Here is a 19,797-nt window from a genome sequence, read left to right on the forward strand (position 1 = left end):
GCCGGCCGACGCGCCTGAAGCCGAAGATCCGTCCGAGTTGCTGCGCCAGCGCACCGTGGCGGCGCAAGCCGGCGACCGCGACGCCCAGCTGGCGCTGGGCCTGCACCTGGCCCGCATGAACAGCGAAGGCGACCGCGTCGAATCGGCCAACGGCACCGTGAACTTCAAGCGCGCGCTGCGCTGGCTGGCGCAGGCTGGCGAGCAGGGCCTGGCCGATGCCTGGTTTGCCATGTCGCGTATTTACATCCGTCCCGAATTTTCCCAGCGCAGCGCAAGCGAGGCGCATGCCTGCCTGGAGCGCGCCGCCGACATGGGACATAGCGCAGCGCAGCTCGAGTGCGGCATCCAGGCCTGGCGCGCCCGCCGCGGCGCCGAGGACAATGACGTGCGCGCCGTGTACTGGCTGCAGAAGGCCGCCGCCCAGGGCAGTGAGGAAGCACGCCAGGCGCTGGACCGTATCGCGCCGCCGCCGCCGCGCGCCGGCTGGGCCGACCCCCTGCTGCCGCTGCTGACGCGCGAATTGCTCGGCAGCCAGCCCTTGCTGGCCGCGCGCATCGAGCTGGCGGCACTGTTCCGCCTGACGCGCGCCGAAGCATTGCTATTGGACCTGAAGGCCGCCGACCAGGGCCACTGCCTGGTGGTCGATATCCGCGCCAGCTACGGGCGCAGCAAGCGCCGCCTGGTGCTGGTGCGCACGGCGGCCGAGCGGCAAAAACTGGACCGCATCGTGCGCCTGTTCGAACAGGTGGATGCGGATATGGAGGGGAACTACCGCCAGCGCCTGTACCGCCTGAAAAGCTGGCTGGGCGCTGGCCTGATGGCGGCGGCTTAAATCGTCATTTCGCCTTCGAACACGGTGACGGCCGGCCCGGTCAGGTAGACCGGCTGGCCTTCGCCCGCCCACGCAATCGACAGCTGGCCGCCGCGCGCATTGACGCGCACCGGCGAGTCCAGCAGGCCGCGGCGGATGCCTGCCACCACCGCTGCGCAGGAGCCGGTGCCGCACGCCAAAGTTTCGCCCGCGCCGCGCTCGAACACGCGCAGCTTGATGTGGTGGCGGTTTACCAGCTGCATGAAGCCGGCATTGACGCGCTTGGGGAAGCGCACATGGTTCTCGATCAGCGGGCCGTGCAGTTCCACCGGTGCGCTATCGACATCGGCCACCACCTGCACCGCGTGCGGGTTGCCCATCGACACCACCGAAACTTGCACCGTCTCGCGCTGGCCGCCCAGTTCCAGCAGCAGGGGCCACAGGGTTTCGCGGCCTTCCGGCTGGCCGGTCAAGCCTTCCGTTACGAACGGCACCTGCGCCGGTTCCAGCACCGGCGCACCCATATCGACCGTGATGCTGCCATCGTCTTCCAGGCGCGGCGAAATGATGCCGGCCAGGGTTTCCACCGTGATCTGGCGCGCCGTGGTCAGGCCTTTCTCCACCACGAACTTGACGAAGGCGCGGGAACCGTTGCCGCACTGCTCGACTTCGCCGCCGTCGTTGTTATAGATGCGGTAGCGGAAATCGCAGCCCGGCACGCTGGACTTTTCCACTACCAGCATCTGGTCCGCACCCACGCCGAAACGGCGGTCGGCCAGCGCCTTCCATTGCGCCGGGGTGAAGTCGATTTTCTGGTTGATGGCGTCAATGACCACGAAATCATTGCCGGCGCCGTGCATCTTGGTGAATTTGAGTTTCATCGTTTATTGGAATAGAAGGAAGGTTCGCCTTCCGGACGGGTTTTAAACCGCTTATGGGTCCAGAAATATTCGGACGGCGCTTCTTTGACGCGTTCTTCAATAAATTCATTCATACGGCGGGTTGCAGCCACCATATCGGTTCCCGGGTAATTCTCCCACACCGGATAAAACTTCACACGATAACCCTGGTAACCGGGCAGGAAGGTGGCAATCACCGGCATGACCTGGCCGCCGGTGGCCGCCGCGATGCGCGCGGTGGCGGTCAGGGTGGCCGCCGGTACGCCGAAGAAAGGCACGAATTCCGCATCCTTGGCGCCGAAATCCATATCCGGCAGCATGAAGTAGGGCATGTTCTCTTTCAGCGCGCGCATGATGGGCTTGATGCCGTCCTGGCGCGTGAACAGCCTGACCGGCTTGAAACGCGAACGGCCGGCACGCAGCACTGCGTCAAACGCCTTGTTCTTTTGCGCCACATACATCGAGGAAGCCGAAGCTTCCAGCGCCACGGCGACGCCGCCCACGTCCAGGCAGACAAAATGCGGGCACAGCAGGATGGTCGGCTGGCCGGCCAGCTCCGCCACCGGCACCTGGTCCGGCGCCGTGCCGGCGACGGCGCTCTCCACTTTGATCAGCTTGCGCAGGCGCGCTTCCGGCGCCCACCACAGGATCGAGCGTTCCAGCACGCTGCGCGAATACGCCTGGAAATGCTGGCGCGCCAGCGCGCGGCGCTGCTCTTCGCTGAGTTCCGGCATGGTCAGGCGCAGGTTGGTCAGCGCAATTTCGCGGCGCGGGCCCATCACCGCGAACAGCAGGCTGCCCACGCCATTGCCGATACGGCCAAGCACCGGCAGCGGCAGCCAATGCAGCAGCCACATCATCCCAAGCAGGAACCTCATGCCGCCTCCTGCGCGCCGGCGCCTGGTGCGGCCACGCCGGGCGGCACCTTGTAGCGGTTATAGCTCCAGTAGTACTGGGCCGGGCAGCGCGCGATCAGCTTTTCCATTTCGCTGTTGATGGCGCGCGCCTGGGCCGCGCTATCGCCTTCCAGCGACGCTTCGAACGGCACAAAGCGCACCACATAGCCCTTGCCACCCGCCAGGCGCTCAGCGTAGACGATCAGGATCACCGCATCGCCCAGCTGGGCCATCTTGGCCGGCAGGGTCATGGTGTAGGCGGTGCGGCCGAAGAAGTCGGCCCACACGCCTTCGCCTTCCTGCGGCACCTGGTCGGGCAGCAGGCCGATCGGCTGGCCTTTCTTCAGGAACTTGGCCAGCATCCGCACGCCGCCCATATTGGCCGGCGCCAGCAGCAGGTTCTTGCGCGCGCGGGCGCCCTCGATCAGGGGCTTCATCGCCTCCTTGCGCGGCGGGCGGTACATGACCATCAGCTCGGTGCGGTGGGCAATTTCCTGGGCGGTGATCTCAAAACAACCAAGGTGTGGCGTCAAGAAAACAATCCCTTTGCCGTTATCCAGGTATTGCTGGACCAGTTCCCAATTCTCAACTGTTGCACGTTCGGTCACGCGTTGCGGATCGGCACACCAGATGAAGGGCAGCTCGGCAATTGCCTTGCCGGCCTCGCCAACCGCAGCGTTCAGATGGGCGCCAAAGCCAGCCTGCGCCATATTTTCGCGCATGCGGCGGCGGTAAGAAGGCGACAGAAAATAAACGGTCCAGCCGAGTGCTACGCCAAGCGCATGCAAAATTGGCAATGGAAATACGGAGAAAAAGCGGAATATTCTTAACAGCATGTATAAGTTTATAAGAGCAATTTATACGTTGCCCTGCACAAAAATTTTTTAAGAAGCGTAAAATACCATTAGCAGTAGCCGCTGAGTTAACAGACAACTTGCGAAGCGGGATATAAAAATCGCTAAAGCGTCGCAAGCTGCATTGGTTTTGCGACAATATTTTTTAGAACCAAAGTCAGGAGCTTGCGATGTCCAACGATTTCCTCTTCACCTCTGAATCCGTCTCGGAAGGCCACCCGGACAAGGTAGCCGACCAGATTTCCGACGCGATTCTGGATGCCATCCTCACCCAGGACCCACGTGCCCGCGTTGCCGCGGAAACGCTGTGCAACACCGGTCTGGTGGTGCTGGCAGGTGAAATCACCACGTTTGCCAACGTGGATTATATTCAAGTAGCCCGCGATACCATCAAGCGTATCGGCTACGACAACACCGAATACGGTATCGATTACAAGGGTTGCGCCGTGCTGGTTGCTTACGACAAGCAATCGCCGGACATCGCCCAGGGCGTGGACGAAGGTGCAGGTATCGACCTGGACCAGGGCGCCGGCGACCAGGGCCTGATGTTCGGCTACGCCTGCGACGAAACCCCGGAACTGATGCCGGCGCCGATTTACTATTCGCACCGCCTGGTCGAGCGCCAGTCGCAGCTGCGCAAGGATGGCCGCCTGCCATGGCTGCGGCCGGACGCCAAGTCCCAGGTCACCTTGCGCTACGTCGATGGCCGCCCGGTGTCGGTGGACACCGTGGTGCTGTCGACCCAGCACGCGCCTGAGATGAGCCACTCGCAGATCGAAGAAGCCGTGATCGAAGAGATCATCAAGCCGGTACTGCCGACCGAATGGATCAAGGACACCAAGTTCCTGGTCAACCCGACCGGCCGTTTCGTCATCGGCGGCCCGCAGGGCGACTGCGGCCTGACCGGCCGCAAGATCATCGTCGACACCTACGGCGGCGCAGCACCGCACGGCGGCGGCGCGTTCTCCGGCAAGGACCCTTCCAAGGTCGACCGTTCGGCAGCCTACGCTGCACGCTACGTGGCCAAGAACGTGGTGGCCGCCGGCCTGGCGCGCCAGTGCCAGGTGCAGGTGTCCTACGCCATCGGCGTGGCACGCCCAATCAACATCACCGTGTACACCGAAGGCACCGGCGTGATTTCGGACGACAAGATCGCAGCGCTGGTAGCTGAGCACTTCGACCTGCGCCCGAAAGGCATCGTGCAGATGCTGGACCTGCTGCGCCCGATCTACGCCAAGACCGCCGCTTACGGCCACTTCGGCCGCGAAGAGCCGGAATTCACCTGGGAGCGTACCGACAAGGCCGCGATCCTGCGCGCCGCTGCCGGCCTGTAATTCCCACAGCCGAGCCCGTGTCCCGCCCTGGGGTCACACCCCAAGGGGGACACGGGCTCGGCCAGTAGTGCTACAATTCCCCCTCTCCGAGGAGCGCTGCGACCAGCTAGCCTGGCCAGGCTCGGAACATCAACACCGCGCTCACGTTACTTTTTTCAACATCATGAAAGGAGGGCGTGATGAACGCCGTACTCAAAGATTCCCAAGACTACATCATCGCTGACATCGGCCTGGCCGCATGGGGCGAAAAAGAGATCAAGATCGCCGAAACGGAAATGCCAGGCCTGATGGCAATCCGCGAAGAATTCGCCGCTGCCCAGCCGCTGAAGGGCGCCCGCATCACCGGTTCGCTGCACATGACCATCCAGACCGCAGTGCTGATCCGCACCCTGGAAGCACTGGGCGCGCAAGTCCGCTGGGCCTCCTGCAACATCTACTCGACCCAGGACCACGCCGCCGCCGCCATCGCCGCTGCCGGCACCCCGGTCTTCGCCGTAAAGGGTGAAACCCTGGACGAATACTGGGACTACACCCACCGCATCTTCGAATGGCCAGGTGAAGGCGTGTACTCCAACATGATCCTGGACGACGGCGGCGACGCCACCCTGCTGCTGCACCTGGGCGCCCGCGCTGAAAAAGACATCTCCGTGCTGAACAACCCAGGTTCGGAAGAAGAAATCTGCCTGTTCAATTCCATCAAGGCCCACCTGGCCAAGGACGCGACCTGGTACTCCAAGCGCCTGCCGCACATCCTGGGCGTGACCGAAGAAACCACCACCGGCGTGCACCGCCTGTACCAGATGCACAAGGACGGCAAGCTGGCCTTCCCGGCCATCAACGTGAACGACTCCGTCACCAAGTCCAAGTTCGACAACCTGTACGGCTGCCGCGAATCGCTGGTGGACGGCATCAAGCGCGCGACCGACGTGATGGTGGCCGGTAAGATCGCCGTCATCGCCGGCTACGGCGACGTGGGCAAGGGCTCCGCACAAGCGATGCGCGCCCTGTCGGCGCAAGTGTGGGTGACCGAGATCGACCCGATCTGCGCCCTGCAGGCTGCAATGGAAGGCTACCGCGTGGTGACCATGGATTACGCCGCTGAACACGGCGACATCTTCGTGACCTGCACCGGCAACTACCACATCCTGACCGAACAGCACATGCTGCGCATGAAGGACCAGGCCATCGTCTGCAACATCGGCCACTTCGACAACGAAATCGACGTGGCTTCCCTGAAGAAGTACCAGTGGGAGAACATCAAGCCGCAGGTGGACCACGTGATCTTCCCGGACGGTAAGCGCATCATCCTGCTGGCCGAAGGCCGCCTGGTGAACCTGGGTTGCGGCACCGGCCACCCTTCGTACGTGATGTCGTCCTCGTTCGCCAACCAGACCATCGCGCAGATCGAACTGTTCGCCAACACCAAGGCCTACCCGGTCGGCGTGTACACCCTGCCGAAGCACCTGGACGAGAAGGTCGCCCGCCTGCAGCTGAAGAAGCTGAACGCGCAGCTGACCACCCTGACCGAAGAGCAGGCCGCGTACATCAACGTGAAGGTTGAAGGCCCTTACAAGCCTGAACACTACCGCTATTAATTTAGCACTCGGCCCCGCCGCCCGCGTGGCGGCGGGGCCATGTCTGCCAAGGTTACTTTCTATGCGTTTGGTCCTTACCTGGATAATCAATGCCGCCGCGCTGTTCGCGGTGCCTTACCTGATGCATTCCGTCGATGTCACAAGCATCGGCGCCGCTTTGGTTGCTGCCCTCGTGCTTGGCCTGGTCAACACCCTGGTGCGCCCGCTGCTGCTGTTGCTGACATTGCCCGTTACCGTGCTGTCACTCGGCCTGTTCATCTTCATCATCAACGGCTTCATGTTCTGGCTGGTGGCGAAAGTGGTGGACGGCTTCCATGTGGACAGTTTTGGCTCTGCCATCCTCGGCGCGCTGCTGTACAGCGTGATTTCCTGGGCCTTGTCTACCCTCCTGTTGAAAGACAAAGATGGCTAACCATAATTTCAGTATCGAGTTCTTCCCGCCCAAGACGGCGGAAGGGGCAGAGAAGCTGCGCACCACGCGCGCCAAACTGTCCGAGCTGCATCCCAAATATTTTTCCGTGACCTTCGGCGCCGGCGGTTCGACCCAGCAGGGCACCCTGGATACCGTGCTCGAGATCATGGCCGCTGGCGAAGACGCCGCGCCGCACCTGTCCTGCGTGGGCGGTTCGCGCGAATCGATCCGCGCCATCCTGCAGCAGTACAAATCGCACGGCATCAAGCGCCTGGTGGCGCTGCGCGGCGACCTGCCTTCGGGCTATGGCATGTCGGGCGAGTTCCGCTATGCCAATGAGCTGGTGGAATTCGTGCGCGCCGAAACCGGCGACTGGTTCCATATCGAAGTGGCGGCCTATCCTGAAGTGCACCCGCAGGCGCGTTCTTCGCAGGACGACCTGAATGCCTTCGTGCGCAAGGTGAATGCGGGCGCGGATGCGGCCATCACCCAGTACTTCTACAACGCCGACGCATATTTCCATTTCGTCGACGCGGCGCAGAAGGCGGGTGTTAACGTGCCGATCGTGCCGGGCATTATGCCGATCACCAATTACACGCAGCTGATGCGTTTCTCGGATATGTGCGGCGCGGAGATCCCGCGCTGGGTGCGTTTGAAGCTGGCGTCGTTTGGCGACGACTCGGCCTCGATCAAGGCCTTCGGTCTCGACGTGGTGTCGGCGCTGTGCGAGCGCCTGCTGGCCGGCGGTGCGCCGGGCCTGCACTTCTACTCCATGAACCAGGCCGCCGCCACGACGGCCTTGTGGAATCGCCTGGTTTAAGCCGGCTACGCGGCCGTCGCGTATCAGTGTCTGACCCTGCGGGTCAGACACTGGGTTGCCGGTTTTAGTCTTCGGTAAGAATCCTATCCAGCGGCACATCATGCCCATCGCTGCCAAACTCCGCAGCTAAGCAACGATACGCCACCCCCACCGTCGCCGGCCGCGGTTCGCGCGCCAGCGTGCGGTCGTAGAATCCGCCGCCATACCCCAGCCGATAACCCTGCGGGTTATACCCCAGGCAGGGAATCAGTAAAGCCGGCGGATATTCCTCCACCAGCCGCAGGACGGCCGGCACCGCCACCCCCATTGAATCTTTCACCATCGGCTCGCCGATTGTCCACTCCGCGAACGCCAGCGGCGCATTTTTCTCCAGCACGACCGGCAGCAGCAGCTTCACGCCCAGTTCCGCCAGCTCCGCATAGCAGGCATGCAAGTTGGGCTCATCGCGCAGCGGCCAATAAACCCCCACCGACCCGACACCAGTTTCGCGCCACCACTGGACCACTTTCGCGCCAATTTCCCGGTCCCATTGCGCACGTGTTTCCGGCGCCAGCGCACGCCGTGTTGCGAGCATATGTTTGCGCAATTCCGCCTTGCCGGAGGCTGGCTGGCCGTCGGGGTTGCGTGGTATGCTAGTTGGGCTGGACATATCGTGAATTACCTTGAGAGTCGTACATTGATTTCCACCTCGAAATGGATAGCCGGCGCACTGATGGTCGCTGCTTGCGCCGCCTCGCCACTGGCCTGCGCGCAGGATAACGCAAGCGACAGCCGCAAGGAAGATGACGCCTTCCTCCTGCTGCGCGATGCAGTGCGGCGCGACGACGCCGCCAAGGCCGAGTTCTACGCCGCCCGCCTTGCAGATTACTCGATTCCTTCCTACGTAGATTACTACCGCCTGAAGGCCCGCTTCAAGGATGTCTCGAACGCCGAAGTGCGCGCCTTCCTGAAGAAGTATGAAGGTAACGCCATCGCCGACCGCATGCGCAACGACTGGCTGCTGGAGCTGGGCCGCAAGCGCGACTGGACCACCTTCGACGAGCAGTATCCATTGTTCGTGCTGCAGGACGACACCCAGGTCAAATGCTATAACCTGCTGTCCAAGCTGACCAAAGGCCAGAACGTCGCCGCCGAAGCGCGCGTGCTGCTGGTCTATCCGCCGTATTACGGCGAGGCCTGCGGCGCCCTGATCGCATCGCTGTCCCAGACCGGCCAGTTCACGCAGGAAGACTTGTGGCACCAGGTGCGCCTGGCCGGCGAGACGAATGCCACCGGTCCCGCCAAGCGCACCGTCATCCTGCTGAACGGCTCCGACAAGAAGATGGGCCAGGCGGTCGACCTGCCAACGCTGGCGTTGGCCAAGGGCCCGGGCGCTACGCGCGCCGACCACGAAACCTTCCTGGTGGCGGTGGGCCGTGGCGCCCGCACCAGCATGAAGCTGGCCAAGATGGCGCTGGAAAAAGCTTTGCCCAAACTGACGCCGCAGGAACGCGCCATCGGCTGGGCCAACCTGGCCCTGGTGGCCGGCTATTCCGTGGCGCCTGAAACTTCGAGTTACTGGGCCAAGTCCGCCGGTGCGCCGCTGACCCCGGACCAGATGCAGTGGAAGACGCGCTACGCCTTGCGCGACCGCGACTGGAAAACCGTCAAGGCCACCATCGCCGCCATGCCGCCGCATTTGCGCAAGGACCCGACCTGGATCTACTGGAATGCGCGCGCCACCGCCGCCGAAGCCGGCAGCAATACGCCGGAAGTGCTGGCGGCTTACCGCAGCATCGCCGACCAGTCCAGCTACTACGGCATCCTGGCCGGGGAAGAGCTGGGGCAGCAAGTCACCATCCCGGTGCCCGGCGCCGCGCCGACCCCTGCCGAAATGGCCGCCATCGCCGCCAATCCCGGCCTGCAGCGCGCGCTCAAATTCTTCGAGATGCGCCTGCGCTTCGAAGGCACGCGCGAGTGGAACTGGGAAACGCGCAGCCTGAATGAGCGCCAGCTGATGGCCGCCGCCGAATTCGCGCGCGAGAAGCATGTGCTGGACCGCATGGTGTACACCTCCGAGAAGACCCGCGTGCAGGCCGACTACACCCACCGCTACCCGGTGCCGCACGACGACATCATGCAGCCCACCACCAGCACCCTGGGCCTGGACCGGGCCTGGGTGTATGGCCTGATCCGCCAGGAATCGCGCTTCATCATGGATGCGCAGTCGACCGCCGGCGCGTCCGGCCTGATGCAGGTGATGCCTTCCACCGGCCGCTGGGTGGCGCGCAAGATCGGCTTGAGCGATTTCGTGCAGGGCATGCTGAGCGACGTGAAGACCAATATCCTGCTCGGCGCGAATTACATGAATATGGTGTTGGGCAGCATGGACGGTTCGCAGGTGCTGGCGACGGCCGCCTACAACGCGGGGCCGGGCCGCCTGCGTTCCTGGCGCACGCAGCTGACCAAGCCGATGGACAGCACCATCTTCATCGAATCGATCCCATTCTTCGAAACGCGCGGCTACGTGAAAAACGTGATGGTCAACGCCACCTATTACGCTGCGCTGTTTGAAGGCAAGCCGCAATCGCTGAAGGCGCGCCTGGGCGGCACCATCACGCCGAAAGGCTACACCGAACAGGAACAACAGGAAGCTGCCTACGGCAGCCGCTAAAGGAGACGGAAGGAACCATGCAGACCACAGAACTTGACCCGAAACTGGCAGAGACCCTGGCCGCCGCGCGTGAACCCGGCCTGACCCTGGTCATCGGCAACAAGAACTATTCCTCGTGGTCGATGCGCCCGTGGGTGGCAATGAAAGCCTTCAATATCCCGTTTACCGAAGTGCGCGTGCTGCTCGACCAGCCCGACACCTCCAACAACATCGCCAAGTACAGCGCCAGTGGCCGCGTGCCGGTGCTGCTGGCGGGCGAGATGGCGATCTGGGACAGCCTGGCGATCTGCGAATACCTGGCCGAGCAATTCCCCGACAAGCCGATGTGGCCGCGCGATGTCGCCGCCCGCGCGCTGGCGCGCTCGGTGTGCGCCGAGATGCATAGCTCCTTCAGCAGCCTGCGCACCACCATGTCGATGAATATCAAGGGCAGCTATCCCGGCAAGGGCCGCACCCCGGCCACCCAGGCCGACATCGGCCGCATCAGCGAAATGTGGGAAGAGTGCCTGAGCCGCTTCGGCCACAACGAATACCTGTTCGGCGAGTTCTCGATTGCCGATGCCTTCTTCGCGCCGGTGGTCACTCGCTTCAAGACTTACGGCGTGGTGTTGCCGCCCGCCCTGGCGGCCTACTGCGAGCGCATGCGCAACCATCCGGCCGTCGACGCCTGGATCGCCGGCGCGCTGGCCGAAACCGAAACCGCGCCACTGCACGACGCGGAGATGCCGGACGATTGATGGGTATGAAGACTTATGTGGTCGGCGGTGCGGTACGCGATGCCTTGCTTGGCTTGCCGGTCCAGGACCACGACCACGTCGTAGTGGGCGCCACTCCGGAAGAAATGGTGGCTGCCGGCTACCGCCCGGTTGGCAAGGATTTCCCCGTTTTCCTGCATCCGCAGACGCATGAGGAATATGCGCTGGCGCGCACCGAACGCAAGACCGCGCCCGGCTACAAAGGCTTTGTGTTCCACACCTCCAGCGACGTCACGCTGGAAGAAGACCTGGTGCGGCGCGACCTCACCATCAATGCCATTGCGCGTGGCGACGACGGCGTGCTGGTCGACCCCTACAACGGCCAGCAGGACATCAAGGACCGCATCTTCCGCCACGTCTCCGACGCCTTTGCCGAAGATCCGGTGCGCATCCTGCGCCTGGCGCGTTTCGCGGCACGCTTCCCCGACTTCCGGGTCGCTCCCGAAACCAATGCGCTGATGCAGCACATGGTGGAGCAGGGCGAGGTCGATGCCCTGGTGCCGGAACGCGTGTGGCAAGAAGTGGCGCGCGGCCTGATGGAGCAGAAGCCTTCGCGCATGCTGCAAGTGCTGCGCGAATGCGGCGCGCTGTCGCACATCATTCCCGAAGTCGGCGACGGCACAGCCATTGCGCCTATCATCGACCGGGCCGCGGCTCGGGAGCTTGAGCTGCCGGTACGCTACGCCGTCCTGCTGCACGACCAGCCTCTTGCGCAGGTCGAGCAGGCCAGCAAGCGCCTGAAAGTCCCGACCGAGTGCCGCGACCTCGCCGTCATGACCGCGCGCGACCACGCCAGTGTGGCCCAGGCGCTGGCGCTGGATCCAGCCGCCATGGTCGCCCTGTTTGAACGCTGCGACGCCTATCGCAAGCCAGCCCGCTTCGCCCAGTTCCTGGCGGCCGCCGAATGCGCCGGTCCCGGCCTTGCGCCGCAGCGCGAACTGCTCGCCAAAGCGTTGGACGCCGCACACGGCGTCAATGCCGGCGAGATCGCCCAGCGCTCCGCCGGCCAGCCGCAAAGGATTCCCGAACTCGTGCGCGCCGCCCGCGTGGCGGCCGTGCAGGAAGTGACGAAATGACCAGCCTGAACTTTTTCCGAAATCCTCTGCGCGGCCTGTTCGGCGGCAAGGACAGGCCAACCGTCCCGGTGAAGGAGCTGCGCGAGCGCGACCGGCGCCGCATGCTGAAGCACTTCCTTGGGCTGGAACGGCATGACCGGCTGCTGCGCTTCGGCACGCCGGTCAACGACGAGCAGATCACGCGCTACGTGAACAGCATTGACTTCGACCGCGACCTGGTGTTTGGCGTGTACAACCGCGTGTTCAAGCTGGTAGCGGTCGGCCACCTGGCCTTCGCTGAGCGAGACAAGGACAAGCACAAGTCCACCGAGAAGGACCAGGTAGCGGAATTCGGCGTTTCCGTCTCGAAGTCCGCGCGCGGCCTGGGCATCGGCTCCAAGCTGTTCGAGCGCGCCAACGTCGCCTGCCGCAACAACGACGTGGACACGCTCTACATGCACTGCCTGTCCTCCAACGCGACCATGATGCACATCGCCAAAAAGGCCGGCATGGAAATCCACCGCGACTACGGCGAAGCCGACGCCTACCTCAAACTCGGCCCGGCCGACCCGGCTAGCGTGTTGCAGGAAGCCATGGAAGAACAACTGGCCTCCCTCGACTACGCACTGAAAGCCAACGTGCGCGCCGCCAGCAAGCTATTCGACAAGATCCCGGGCGTGAAGTCGGACGATTGAAGTCAGCCAAATGGCACGTAATAGATGCCGTCCTGGATCGAGCCGATGACTGCCGCCTGGTTCTCGGCACTCTCGCTGAAGTGGGCCAGAACCTGGTCGCGCCCATAGCCACTGTGCATGGCATTCGACCAGAACGCCAATCCATCCGCATCCGGCGCGCGCTGGAGCACGTTTTTGTACAGCGCGGTCAGGAAATTGGTATCGCTGTTCGCCGTACCATACAAACTGCGGAACTCGGCGCTGTCCACGAAATTGCGCGCCACTTCCGGCAGGCTGATGCCATTGTCGAGCGCGTTGACCCAGAAGCCCAGCCCAGTCTGGTCAGGGGCGCGTGCAAACGCTGCCTTGTAGAGGCGATAGGCTTTGCCGGCATTGCCATCGACATCGAAAGCCAGGATGAGCGAACCGCTATCGGACTCGAAATGTAGCCGTTCAATTGAATTCAGCATGTCGACCGGGCCGCTGGATGACATCGGGCGGACGAATGTTCCCTGTAGGTTGATGCTTACTTTGTAGAAGCTGGAGCTGCCCTGGTAAATGATGGTGTCGATACCTTCGCCGCCGTCGATCTGGTCACGGTTGCTGCCATTGCGAAATACATCGTTGCCAGCCGTCCCGTGCAGCATTTGCGGCGCGTCGACCGTTCGGAAAGCTGCGACGGTGTCGTTCTTCAGCGGCAGGCCGGCTGCGTCCTTGATCGCGCCGGCTGGCAATGTCAGCACATATTCCGTGCCGTATTCCAGCGGTGCAGTGGGATCGAGCCACAGGGCCGCCAACTCCACCTTTGTGCGGGGGCCGCCGAGGTTGAAGGTCTCGACAACCGTGCCATCCTTGGTGCGCAGGACGACGCTGCCGGTTCCCAAAACGATGTATTCGCTGAACAGTACCTGGATATTCTGGTCGAGCTGGTCGGTATAGCGGCTGGGCGCCAGCACATAATTCAGCTTCGGCGGGCGGGTGTCGACCATTGGTGTCTGGTCGTCAGCCATTTTCAAGGTATAAGTGGCGCTGGCGCCGCCACTGCTGTCTGAATAGACCTGCACGTAGTAAGTGCCTGCCGTGGAAACACGGAAGGACATGGATGGATCCTCGAAATTGGTACTGCTGCTGCCGAAGGCCACCTGGTTGCCGCTGCCATCCAATAATTCCATGGCCGGATGCGTGCCATTGCTGCCCAGTGTGCCGCCATCGGACAGGGCGCCGTCGAGCGCGAAGGTGTAACTCACGTTGGCTGCCAGTTCCACTTTGAACCAGTCCCGGTCGCCGTAGAAGTCGATTGCGCTGCGTACCACCTGGCCCGGCGCCAGCGTGGCATTGGTGCCACTGGAGCCGGCAATGGTATCGGCTATCGACGAGCTTGAAGTGACCGTGTACTCCGCCTGCGCCACGCTGCTGTCCCTGATGGCGAGAAAGTAGTCCCCCGCGCGCGTCGCCTGGAACGCAAGCTGGTTTGCCTCGGCGGTACGGATCGTGGCGGCGGTGACAGGCATGCCGCTGGCATCCACCAGGCGCAGGGACTCCAGCGACTTGCCGCCTGCGGCCAGGGTGAAGGTATACGCCGTACCTTCTTGCAGCTGGACTTTGATCCAGTCTTCGTCACGTGGCAGTTCCAGGCGCCCGGTCACGGTGGCGTTTTCACGCAGCAGGCCGCTGGTACTGGCATCGGCGGAGTAATCGTCGGCTTGACCTGCGACCATGCTCAAACTCCAGGCGCCGCTTTTTCCCCGGGCGAGATCCTGGACCTGGGCAAAGTAATCCCCAGTTGAACCAGCGGTCCACTGGAGGACATTTTGGCCTTCGAAGTATTGGGAATTCGAGCCGAGATACTTGCCGTTGACATCGCGGATGGCGAGGTTGGCTATCTGGTCGGCATCCCGCAGGATGAAGCGGTAGGTGGTGCCGGCCTGGGCACTGAACTTCAGCCAGTCCCGGTCGCTGTTGAATTCCGTATTGCCGATGACTGTTGCGCCAGGGGCAATGTGGCCGCTGGTATCGCTGTTGGCGCCAAAGTCGTCCGCTGCCGCTTCCACGCGCAGTGTATAAGGGGCGTTGGCCTTGACCTGGTCCGTATTGAACACATCCACGTAGTAGCTGCCCTCCATCTCAGGCGTCACATTGGTTGCCTCGCCGGCGGCGGAGTACGCATTTACGCGCTCGGAGAGGCCGGCTCCGTCAACCCGATAGATGATGATATCGGGCGTGGCCGCGTCAGCTTGCAAGGGATCGTTGTTGGCGACGAAAGTGTAGGTCACGCCCGCTTTCAGCTCTACCTTGAACATGTCCCTGTCGCGGGCCAGTTCGAGGTTGCCGTTTATTTGCTGGCCGAGCGCAATTGGCTTGGCGTGGGCGTAGTTATCGGCCACGTCGTCCGCCGCCAGCAGCGTGCCGCTCAAGCGGTATTGTCCGATCTGGTAGGAGCCTTGCACCATCAGGTAATAGGTGCCGGCTTGTATCGGCTTCAGCCACAGTATGGGATCAAAACCATATTGGCCCAGATCGTATTTGCTGTAGAAGCTGGAACCGGTGGGATCCCAGACGTCCAGGCGTGGCGTGTCCCACATGTTCGGCCATGCGCCCGCCAGCGCCGCCGTGAGAGCGAACTGGTAGGTCACCCCAGCCTCCAGCGTGACGGCAATCCAGTCCGCGTCGCGATAGGTTTCAATCCATCCCGTCATGGAGCCGTCAATCTTGAGACGGCCGGTCGTGTTTTCGCTGGCGCTGTAGTCGTCGTTCATATCGTTGTTTATTTGATAATAACGGTTGAGGCGATTATACTGCCATTGCGAACTGGAGGCGTCATGCACCGATTTCTTCTCATGCTGATAGTCAGCCTGTGCCCAGGGTCAGCTGGAGCCGAAACACGTGCCCCGCTGAATTTCTGCTTTGAAGATGCGCCGCAGGCGCCATGGACTATGCCGGATGGCAGCGGGCTGAATATCGAGCTCCTGAAGCGGGTCGCGAAACTGACCGGCGAGCAGTTCAACTATGTCGCAAGGCCCTGGCGCCGCTGCGAGGAGGAGACGCGTAACGGCATCATGGACGCCATGATCGGTCCCTCAGACAATCCGCGCCGCCGTTCCTATAGCCGGCCGCCGCAGAAGGCCGATGGCACGCAGGACCCGGAGCGTGCCATGTACCGTGACCATGTGGACCTGTACCTGCGCGCCGACAGCGGCGCCAGCTGGGATGGCAAGCACCTGGTTAACCCGCGCAAGATCGCGGTGGCGCAGCGCGGCTACTACATCGTGGAGATGCTGCAGGCGCTGGGCCAGACTGTGATCGACACGCCCAAGTCGGCCGAGGACGGCCTAAGGCTGCTGGCGTCCGGCAGCGCCGACGTGGCGGTGCTGATGGGGCGCGATGCGGAGAACCTGCTGCGCGACGACCCGCGCTACCTGGGCCGCATCGTGCTGGCGAAGCAGCCCTTCGCCAGCTTCGACTTCCACTTGATGGTGGGCCGCAAATCCTACGACAAGGACCCCAAGCGTTTCGAGGCGATCTGGAACGCGATCGCCAAAGTGCGCGCTACTGCGGAGTACCAGCGCCTGGAGCAGTCGCAGGTGCGCCAGCACGACCACGATTGATCACGGAGCGCATGCCGTAGGCAAAGGCCAGCCCGCTCACATACATCAGCACCCCGTACAGCGCGCCAGGGATCGCATAAGCATCCTGTTTCAGCACACTGCTGCCGATCACCATCGCCAGGGTGCCGTTCTGGATCGCGGTTTCGATCCCCAGCGTGACCGACTGCTGGCGCGACAGGCGGGCCAGCCAGGCTACGCCAAAGCCGCAGGCCAGCATGGTCACGTTCAGCGCCAGGGCGAACGGCGCCAGGGTGTGGAAGTTATCGCGCAGCAGAACCCAGTTCTTGGCGACGGCAGCCAGCACGATCAGGATGAACAGGATCGAGGCGACCTTGGTGCACGCGCCTTCGATGCGCTGGCCGAAAGCAGGTTTCAGGTGGCGCAGCGTCATGCCGATGGCGACCGGCAGGCCGAGCATCAGCACCATCTGTTTCATCATCGCGCCGACCGGCGCCTGCACCGCCTGCTCGCTGCCGGCGAAGACTTCCAGCGCGAACGAGACGATCATCGGCAGGGTGAAGATGGTCAGCACGCTGGCCACGGCGGTGAAGCTTAACGCCAGCGCCACGTCGCCGCGCGCGATATAGGTCAGCAGGTTGGAGGTGGTGCCGGTCGGGCAGGCCGCCAGGATCATGAAGCCGACGGCGAAGGCGCCGCCAATGCCGGCCACCTTCAGCATGGCGAAGCAGGCCAGCGGCAGCAGCACGAAGTGGCACAGTACACCCACCAGCAGGGCGCGCGGCTGTTTCACGATGCGGCCGAAATCGGCCGGCGTCAGGCCCAGCCCGAGGGAAAACATGATGAACGCCAGTGCGGCCGGCAGCAGCAGGGATGAAACGATGTCGCCTTGCATTGCGGGGTCTCCTGTATGTTGTAGTAGTCTTGCGATTTACACCATACATCAAACTTCACGGATGAAGCCATTTTTCTTAGTGCGCAGTACCAAGCGCCACCCCTCGGCTGTGCTGCTGATGACACAGCTGGCGGGCATGCTGCTGTACCCCTTCCTCGACGCCATGCGTGGCGGGCAAATCGTCTTTAACGTGTTCGGCATTGTGGTGCTGCTGGTGGCGACGCGCATGGTGCGGCGCACGCCGGGGCATGCCTGGATCAGTGCGAGTATCGCGGGTCCGGTGATCCTCCTGCTATGCCTGCAGATGCTGTTTGATATGCCGGACTTGCTGCGCTGGACATCCGCGCTGGAGGCGCTGTTCTATTTCTATGCGGCGTATAGCCTGGTGGCGTACATGATGGAGGACAGGGAAGCGACGACCGACGAGCTGTTTGCCGCCGGCGCCGCCTTTACCTTGCTGGCCTGGGCCTTCACCCACGTCTTCGTGCTGTTGCAGGCCGTGCAGCCCGGCACGTTCGGATCGGCGGTCAATCCGGCCGACCCGCGCACCTGGACGGAGTTGAACTATTTGAGCTTTGCCCTGCTATCGAGCACGGGCATCGGCGACGTGATCCCGCTCACGCCCCATGCCCGCGCTATCGCCAGTGTGGAAATGCTGGTCGGCCTGATGTACCTGGCCGCCGTGGTGTCGCGCCTGATCGGCTTTACGCTGCAGTCCAATAAGCAGTAAGGCTCAGACCAGCGGCAAGGCGGTGGTGTCCTTGATGCGCTGCAGGGCGAACGAGGATTTCACGTCCAGCACGGCCGGGTGGCGCAGCAGGGTCGCCATCATGAAGCGCGAGAAGTGGTCCATGTCTTCCACGTGCACGCGCAGCAGGTAGTCCATTTCGCCGGTCATGGCGTAACAGGCCACCACTTCCGGCCACTGTTCCACCGCCACGGCGAAGTCGGCGCGCGGCGAGGTGCCGGTCGGGTTCACGCCCAGGGCGCGGGCGTTGCTGTGGGCGGCGGCGTCGCTGTGCTTCTCCAGCCTCACGTTGACGTAGGCCAGCAGGCCGAGGCCGATCTTGTCCGGGTCCAGCAGCGCCACGTACTGGCGGATCACGCCTTCCTCTTCCAGGCGCTTGATGCGGCGCAGGCAAGGGGAAGGGGAGAGGTTGACTTGCTCTGCGACATCCTGGTTGGACAGCCTGCCGTCCGTTTGCAAGATGGACAAAATCTTGCGGTCAGTTTTATCCAGCGCAATCTTGGTCATAAATTCCTCGTTCAATCGATGTTCTGGCAATATTATTGCTCAATCTGATCAATGTTGGGAAATGTTTGCAATTTAATGTCGCCGCCCCGGGACTATACTGTGCGCAATTCTAAATGGGAGACGCACCATGAAATTCACCCCCTGGGAAAACCCAATGGGCACCGACGGCTTCGAGTTTGTCGAGTTCGCCGCACCTGATCCAAAAGCCCTGGGTAAGCTGTTCGAAGACATGGGCTTCACTGCCATCGCCCGTCACCGCCACAAGGACGTGACCCTGTACCGCCAGGGCGATATCAATTTCATCATCAACGCCGAGCAGGATTCCTTCGCCCAGCGTTTCGCGCGCCAGCACGGTCCTTCCGTGTGCGCGATTGCGATCCGCGTCAACGATGCGGCCTATGCCTACCAGCGCGCGCTGGAACTCGGTGCGTGGGGTTTTGACAACAAAACCGGTCCGATGGAGCTGAATATCCCTGCCATCAAGGGCGTGGGCGACTCCCTGCTGTACCTGGTGGACCGCTGGCGCGGCAAGAATTCGGCCGACGGCAAACCGACCGGCGCGATTGGCGATATCTCGATTTACGACGCGGACTTCGTGGCGATCGAGGGCGCGAACCCGAACCCGGTCGGCAATGGCCTGACCTATATCGACCACCTGACCCACAATGTGCACCGTGGCCGCATGAAGGAATGGGCGGACTTCTACGAGCGCCTGTTCAACTTCCGCGAAGTGCGCTACTTCGATATCGAAGGCAAGCTGACCGGCCTGAAGTCGAAGGCCATGACTTCGCCTTGCGGCAAGATCCGCATCCCGATCAATGAATCGTCGGACGACAAGTCGCAGATCGCCGAGTACCTGAATGAGTACCATGGCGAAGGCATCCAGCACATTGCGCTGGGTACTGATGGTATTTACGCATCGGTGCAGGGGCTGCGCGACCAGGGTATCGTGTTCCAGGACACGATCGAGACCTACTATGAGCTGGTCAACCGCCGCCTGCCGAACCACGGCGAGAACGTTGAGGAACTGCGCCGTCTGCGCATCCTGATCGACGGCCACTCGAACGAGAACGAGCGCGAACTGCTGCTGCAGATCTTTACGCAGAACGTGATCGGACCGATCTTCTTCGAGATCATCCAGCGCAAGGGCGACCAGGGCTTCGGCGAAGGCAACTTCCGCGCGCTGTTCGAATCGATTGAGCTGGACCAAATCCGCCGCGGCGTGCTGGAAGATCCTTCCAAGTCCGCAGCTTAAACAGAATCACCGGCAGCCCCGCACTCAAGACGGGGCGCCGTCCACAATTTAGAAGTTTTTGGAGACACACC

The 19,797-nt window shown here is 62.8% G+C and carries 19 protein-coding genes and 1 riboswitch; of the genes, 12 read left to right on the forward strand and 7 right to left on the reverse strand.

Annotated elements, in window-relative coordinates:
• Positions 1-832: tetratricopeptide repeat protein (locus AAHE99_RS23905; protein WP_446728955.1), on the forward strand; the 832-nt coding region annotated here is incomplete at its 5' end.
• On the opposite strand, the gene dapF is transcribed toward AAHE99_RS23905, so the two are convergent.
• From dapF to AAHE99_RS23920, 3 genes are read right to left on the reverse strand one after another with little or no spacing between them, the layout of a single operon-like run.
• Positions 829-1,692 carry a diaminopimelate epimerase gene (gene dapF / locus AAHE99_RS23910; protein ID WP_342120078.1) on the reverse strand — a complete coding sequence of 288 codons (864 nt, stop codon included), beginning with the start codon at positions 1,690-1,692 and terminating at the stop codon, positions 829-831. The genes AAHE99_RS23905 and dapF overlap by 4 nt on opposite strands.
• A complete protein-coding gene (locus AAHE99_RS23915; RefSeq protein WP_342120080.1) occupies positions 1,689-2,588 on the reverse strand; it encodes an LpxL/LpxP family acyltransferase in 900 nt (299 codons plus the stop codon). Before AAHE99_RS23915 ends, dapF begins: the two co-directional genes overlap by 4 nt.
• Positions 2,585-3,442, reverse strand: coding sequence for a lysophospholipid acyltransferase family protein (locus AAHE99_RS23920; protein WP_342120082.1), 858 nt, complete (start codon positions 3,440-3,442; stop codon positions 2,585-2,587). Before AAHE99_RS23920 ends, AAHE99_RS23915 begins: the two co-directional genes overlap by 4 nt.
• Positions 3,443-3,630: 188 nt before the next feature.
• Here AAHE99_RS23920 and metK point away from each other — a divergent pair, with 188 nt between their 5' ends.
• The 4 genes from metK to metF all read left to right on the forward strand — a co-directional run bounded on the left by metK (position 3,631) and on the right by metF (position 7,621).
• Positions 3,631-4,794, forward strand: a complete 1,164-nt coding sequence (gene metK, locus AAHE99_RS23925) for a methionine adenosyltransferase (protein WP_342120085.1) — start codon at positions 3,631-3,633, stop codon at positions 4,792-4,794.
• An 82-nt stretch (positions 4,795-4,876) separates the two neighbouring features.
• Positions 4,877-4,944, forward strand: a riboswitch (S-adenosyl-L-homocysteine riboswitch).
• Between the two features lie 29 nt (positions 4,945-4,973).
• On the forward strand, positions 4,974-6,389 hold the full coding sequence (ahcY, locus tag AAHE99_RS23930) for an adenosylhomocysteinase (protein ID WP_342120088.1): 1,416 nt from the start codon (positions 4,974-4,976) through the stop codon (positions 6,387-6,389).
• Positions 6,390-6,450: 61 nt separating this feature from the next.
• The gene (locus AAHE99_RS23935) at positions 6,451-6,801 is read left to right on the forward strand and encodes a phage holin family protein (protein WP_342120091.1); all 351 of its coding nucleotides are present in this window, start codon (positions 6,451-6,453) and stop codon (positions 6,799-6,801) included.
• Positions 6,794-7,621: a methylenetetrahydrofolate reductase [NAD(P)H] gene (metF, locus tag AAHE99_RS23940; RefSeq protein WP_342120093.1), complete on the forward strand. Its 828-nt coding sequence runs from the start codon at positions 6,794-6,796 to the stop codon at positions 7,619-7,621. The genes AAHE99_RS23935 and metF overlap by 8 nt, the downstream gene beginning before the upstream one ends.
• Positions 7,622-7,685: 64 nt before the next feature.
• Here metF and AAHE99_RS23945 read toward each other — a convergent pair whose 3' ends face one another.
• Positions 7,686-8,270, reverse strand: a complete 585-nt coding sequence (locus AAHE99_RS23945) for a 5-formyltetrahydrofolate cyclo-ligase (protein WP_342120096.1) — start codon at positions 8,268-8,270, stop codon at positions 7,686-7,688.
• A 63-nt stretch (positions 8,271-8,333) separates the two neighbouring features.
• Between AAHE99_RS23945 and AAHE99_RS23950 the strand changes: the two genes are divergently transcribed.
• The 4 genes from AAHE99_RS23950 to AAHE99_RS23965 are packed head-to-tail and all read left to right on the forward strand — an operon-like array spanning position 8,334 to position 12,779.
• Positions 8,334-10,274, forward strand: a complete 1,941-nt coding sequence (locus AAHE99_RS23950; protein WP_342120098.1) for a lytic transglycosylase domain-containing protein — start codon at positions 8,334-8,336, stop codon at positions 10,272-10,274.
• A 17-nt stretch (positions 10,275-10,291) separates the two neighbouring features.
• On the forward strand, positions 10,292-11,011 hold the full coding sequence (locus AAHE99_RS23955; protein WP_342120100.1) for a glutathione S-transferase family protein: 720 nt from the start codon (positions 10,292-10,294) through the stop codon (positions 11,009-11,011).
• 5 nt (positions 11,012-11,016) lie between these two features.
• Positions 11,017-12,105, forward strand: coding sequence for a multifunctional CCA tRNA nucleotidyl transferase/2'3'-cyclic phosphodiesterase/2'nucleotidase/phosphatase (locus AAHE99_RS23960; protein ID WP_342120158.1), 1,089 nt, complete (start codon positions 11,017-11,019; stop codon positions 12,103-12,105).
• A complete protein-coding gene (locus tag AAHE99_RS23965) occupies positions 12,102-12,779 on the forward strand; it encodes a GNAT family N-acetyltransferase (RefSeq protein WP_342120101.1) in 678 nt (225 codons plus the stop codon). The genes AAHE99_RS23960 and AAHE99_RS23965 overlap by 4 nt, the downstream gene beginning before the upstream one ends.
• Positions 12,780-12,781: 2 nt before the next feature.
• On the opposite strand, the gene AAHE99_RS23970 is transcribed toward AAHE99_RS23965, so the two are convergent.
• Complete coding sequence (locus AAHE99_RS23970; protein WP_342120103.1) at positions 12,782-15,514, reverse strand: DUF4214 domain-containing protein; 2,733 nt, start codon at positions 15,512-15,514, stop codon at positions 12,782-12,784.
• Positions 15,515-15,577: 63 nt separating this feature from the next.
• Here AAHE99_RS23970 and AAHE99_RS23975 point away from each other — a divergent pair, with 63 nt between their 5' ends.
• Positions 15,578-16,363 carry a substrate-binding periplasmic protein gene (locus AAHE99_RS23975; RefSeq protein ID WP_342120105.1) on the forward strand — a complete coding sequence of 262 codons (786 nt, stop codon included), beginning with the start codon at positions 15,578-15,580 and terminating at the stop codon, positions 16,361-16,363.
• Here the strand turns inward: AAHE99_RS23975 and AAHE99_RS23980 are convergent.
• A complete protein-coding gene (locus AAHE99_RS23980) occupies positions 16,305-17,216 on the reverse strand; it encodes a bile acid:sodium symporter family protein (RefSeq protein WP_342120107.1) in 912 nt (303 codons plus the stop codon). The two genes, AAHE99_RS23975 and AAHE99_RS23980, sit on opposite strands and share 59 nt — an antisense overlap.
• A 79-nt stretch (positions 17,217-17,295) precedes the next feature.
• Between AAHE99_RS23980 and AAHE99_RS23985 the strand changes: the two genes are divergently transcribed.
• Entirely contained in the window at positions 17,296-17,946 is a 651-nt protein-coding gene (locus AAHE99_RS23985; RefSeq protein ID WP_342120110.1) for an ion channel, read from the forward strand.
• 3 nt (positions 17,947-17,949) lie between these two features.
• Here the strand turns inward: AAHE99_RS23985 and AAHE99_RS23990 are convergent, their stop codons facing one another.
• The gene (locus AAHE99_RS23990) at positions 17,950-18,471 is read right to left on the reverse strand and encodes an Lrp/AsnC family transcriptional regulator (RefSeq protein ID WP_028103119.1); all 522 of its coding nucleotides are present in this window, start codon (positions 18,469-18,471) and stop codon (positions 17,950-17,952) included.
• Between the two features lie 127 nt (positions 18,472-18,598).
• Between AAHE99_RS23990 and hppD the strand changes: the two genes are divergently transcribed.
• The gene (gene hppD, locus AAHE99_RS23995) at positions 18,599-19,726 is read left to right on the forward strand and encodes a 4-hydroxyphenylpyruvate dioxygenase (RefSeq protein ID WP_342120116.1); all 1,128 of its coding nucleotides are present in this window, start codon (positions 18,599-18,601) and stop codon (positions 19,724-19,726) included.
• Positions 19,727-19,797: the final 71 nt, after the last annotated feature.

Source organism: Pseudoduganella sp. OTU4001, assembly GCF_038440195.1.
Classification (GTDB): Bacteria; Pseudomonadota; Gammaproteobacteria; order Burkholderiales; family Burkholderiaceae_D; genus Rugamonas.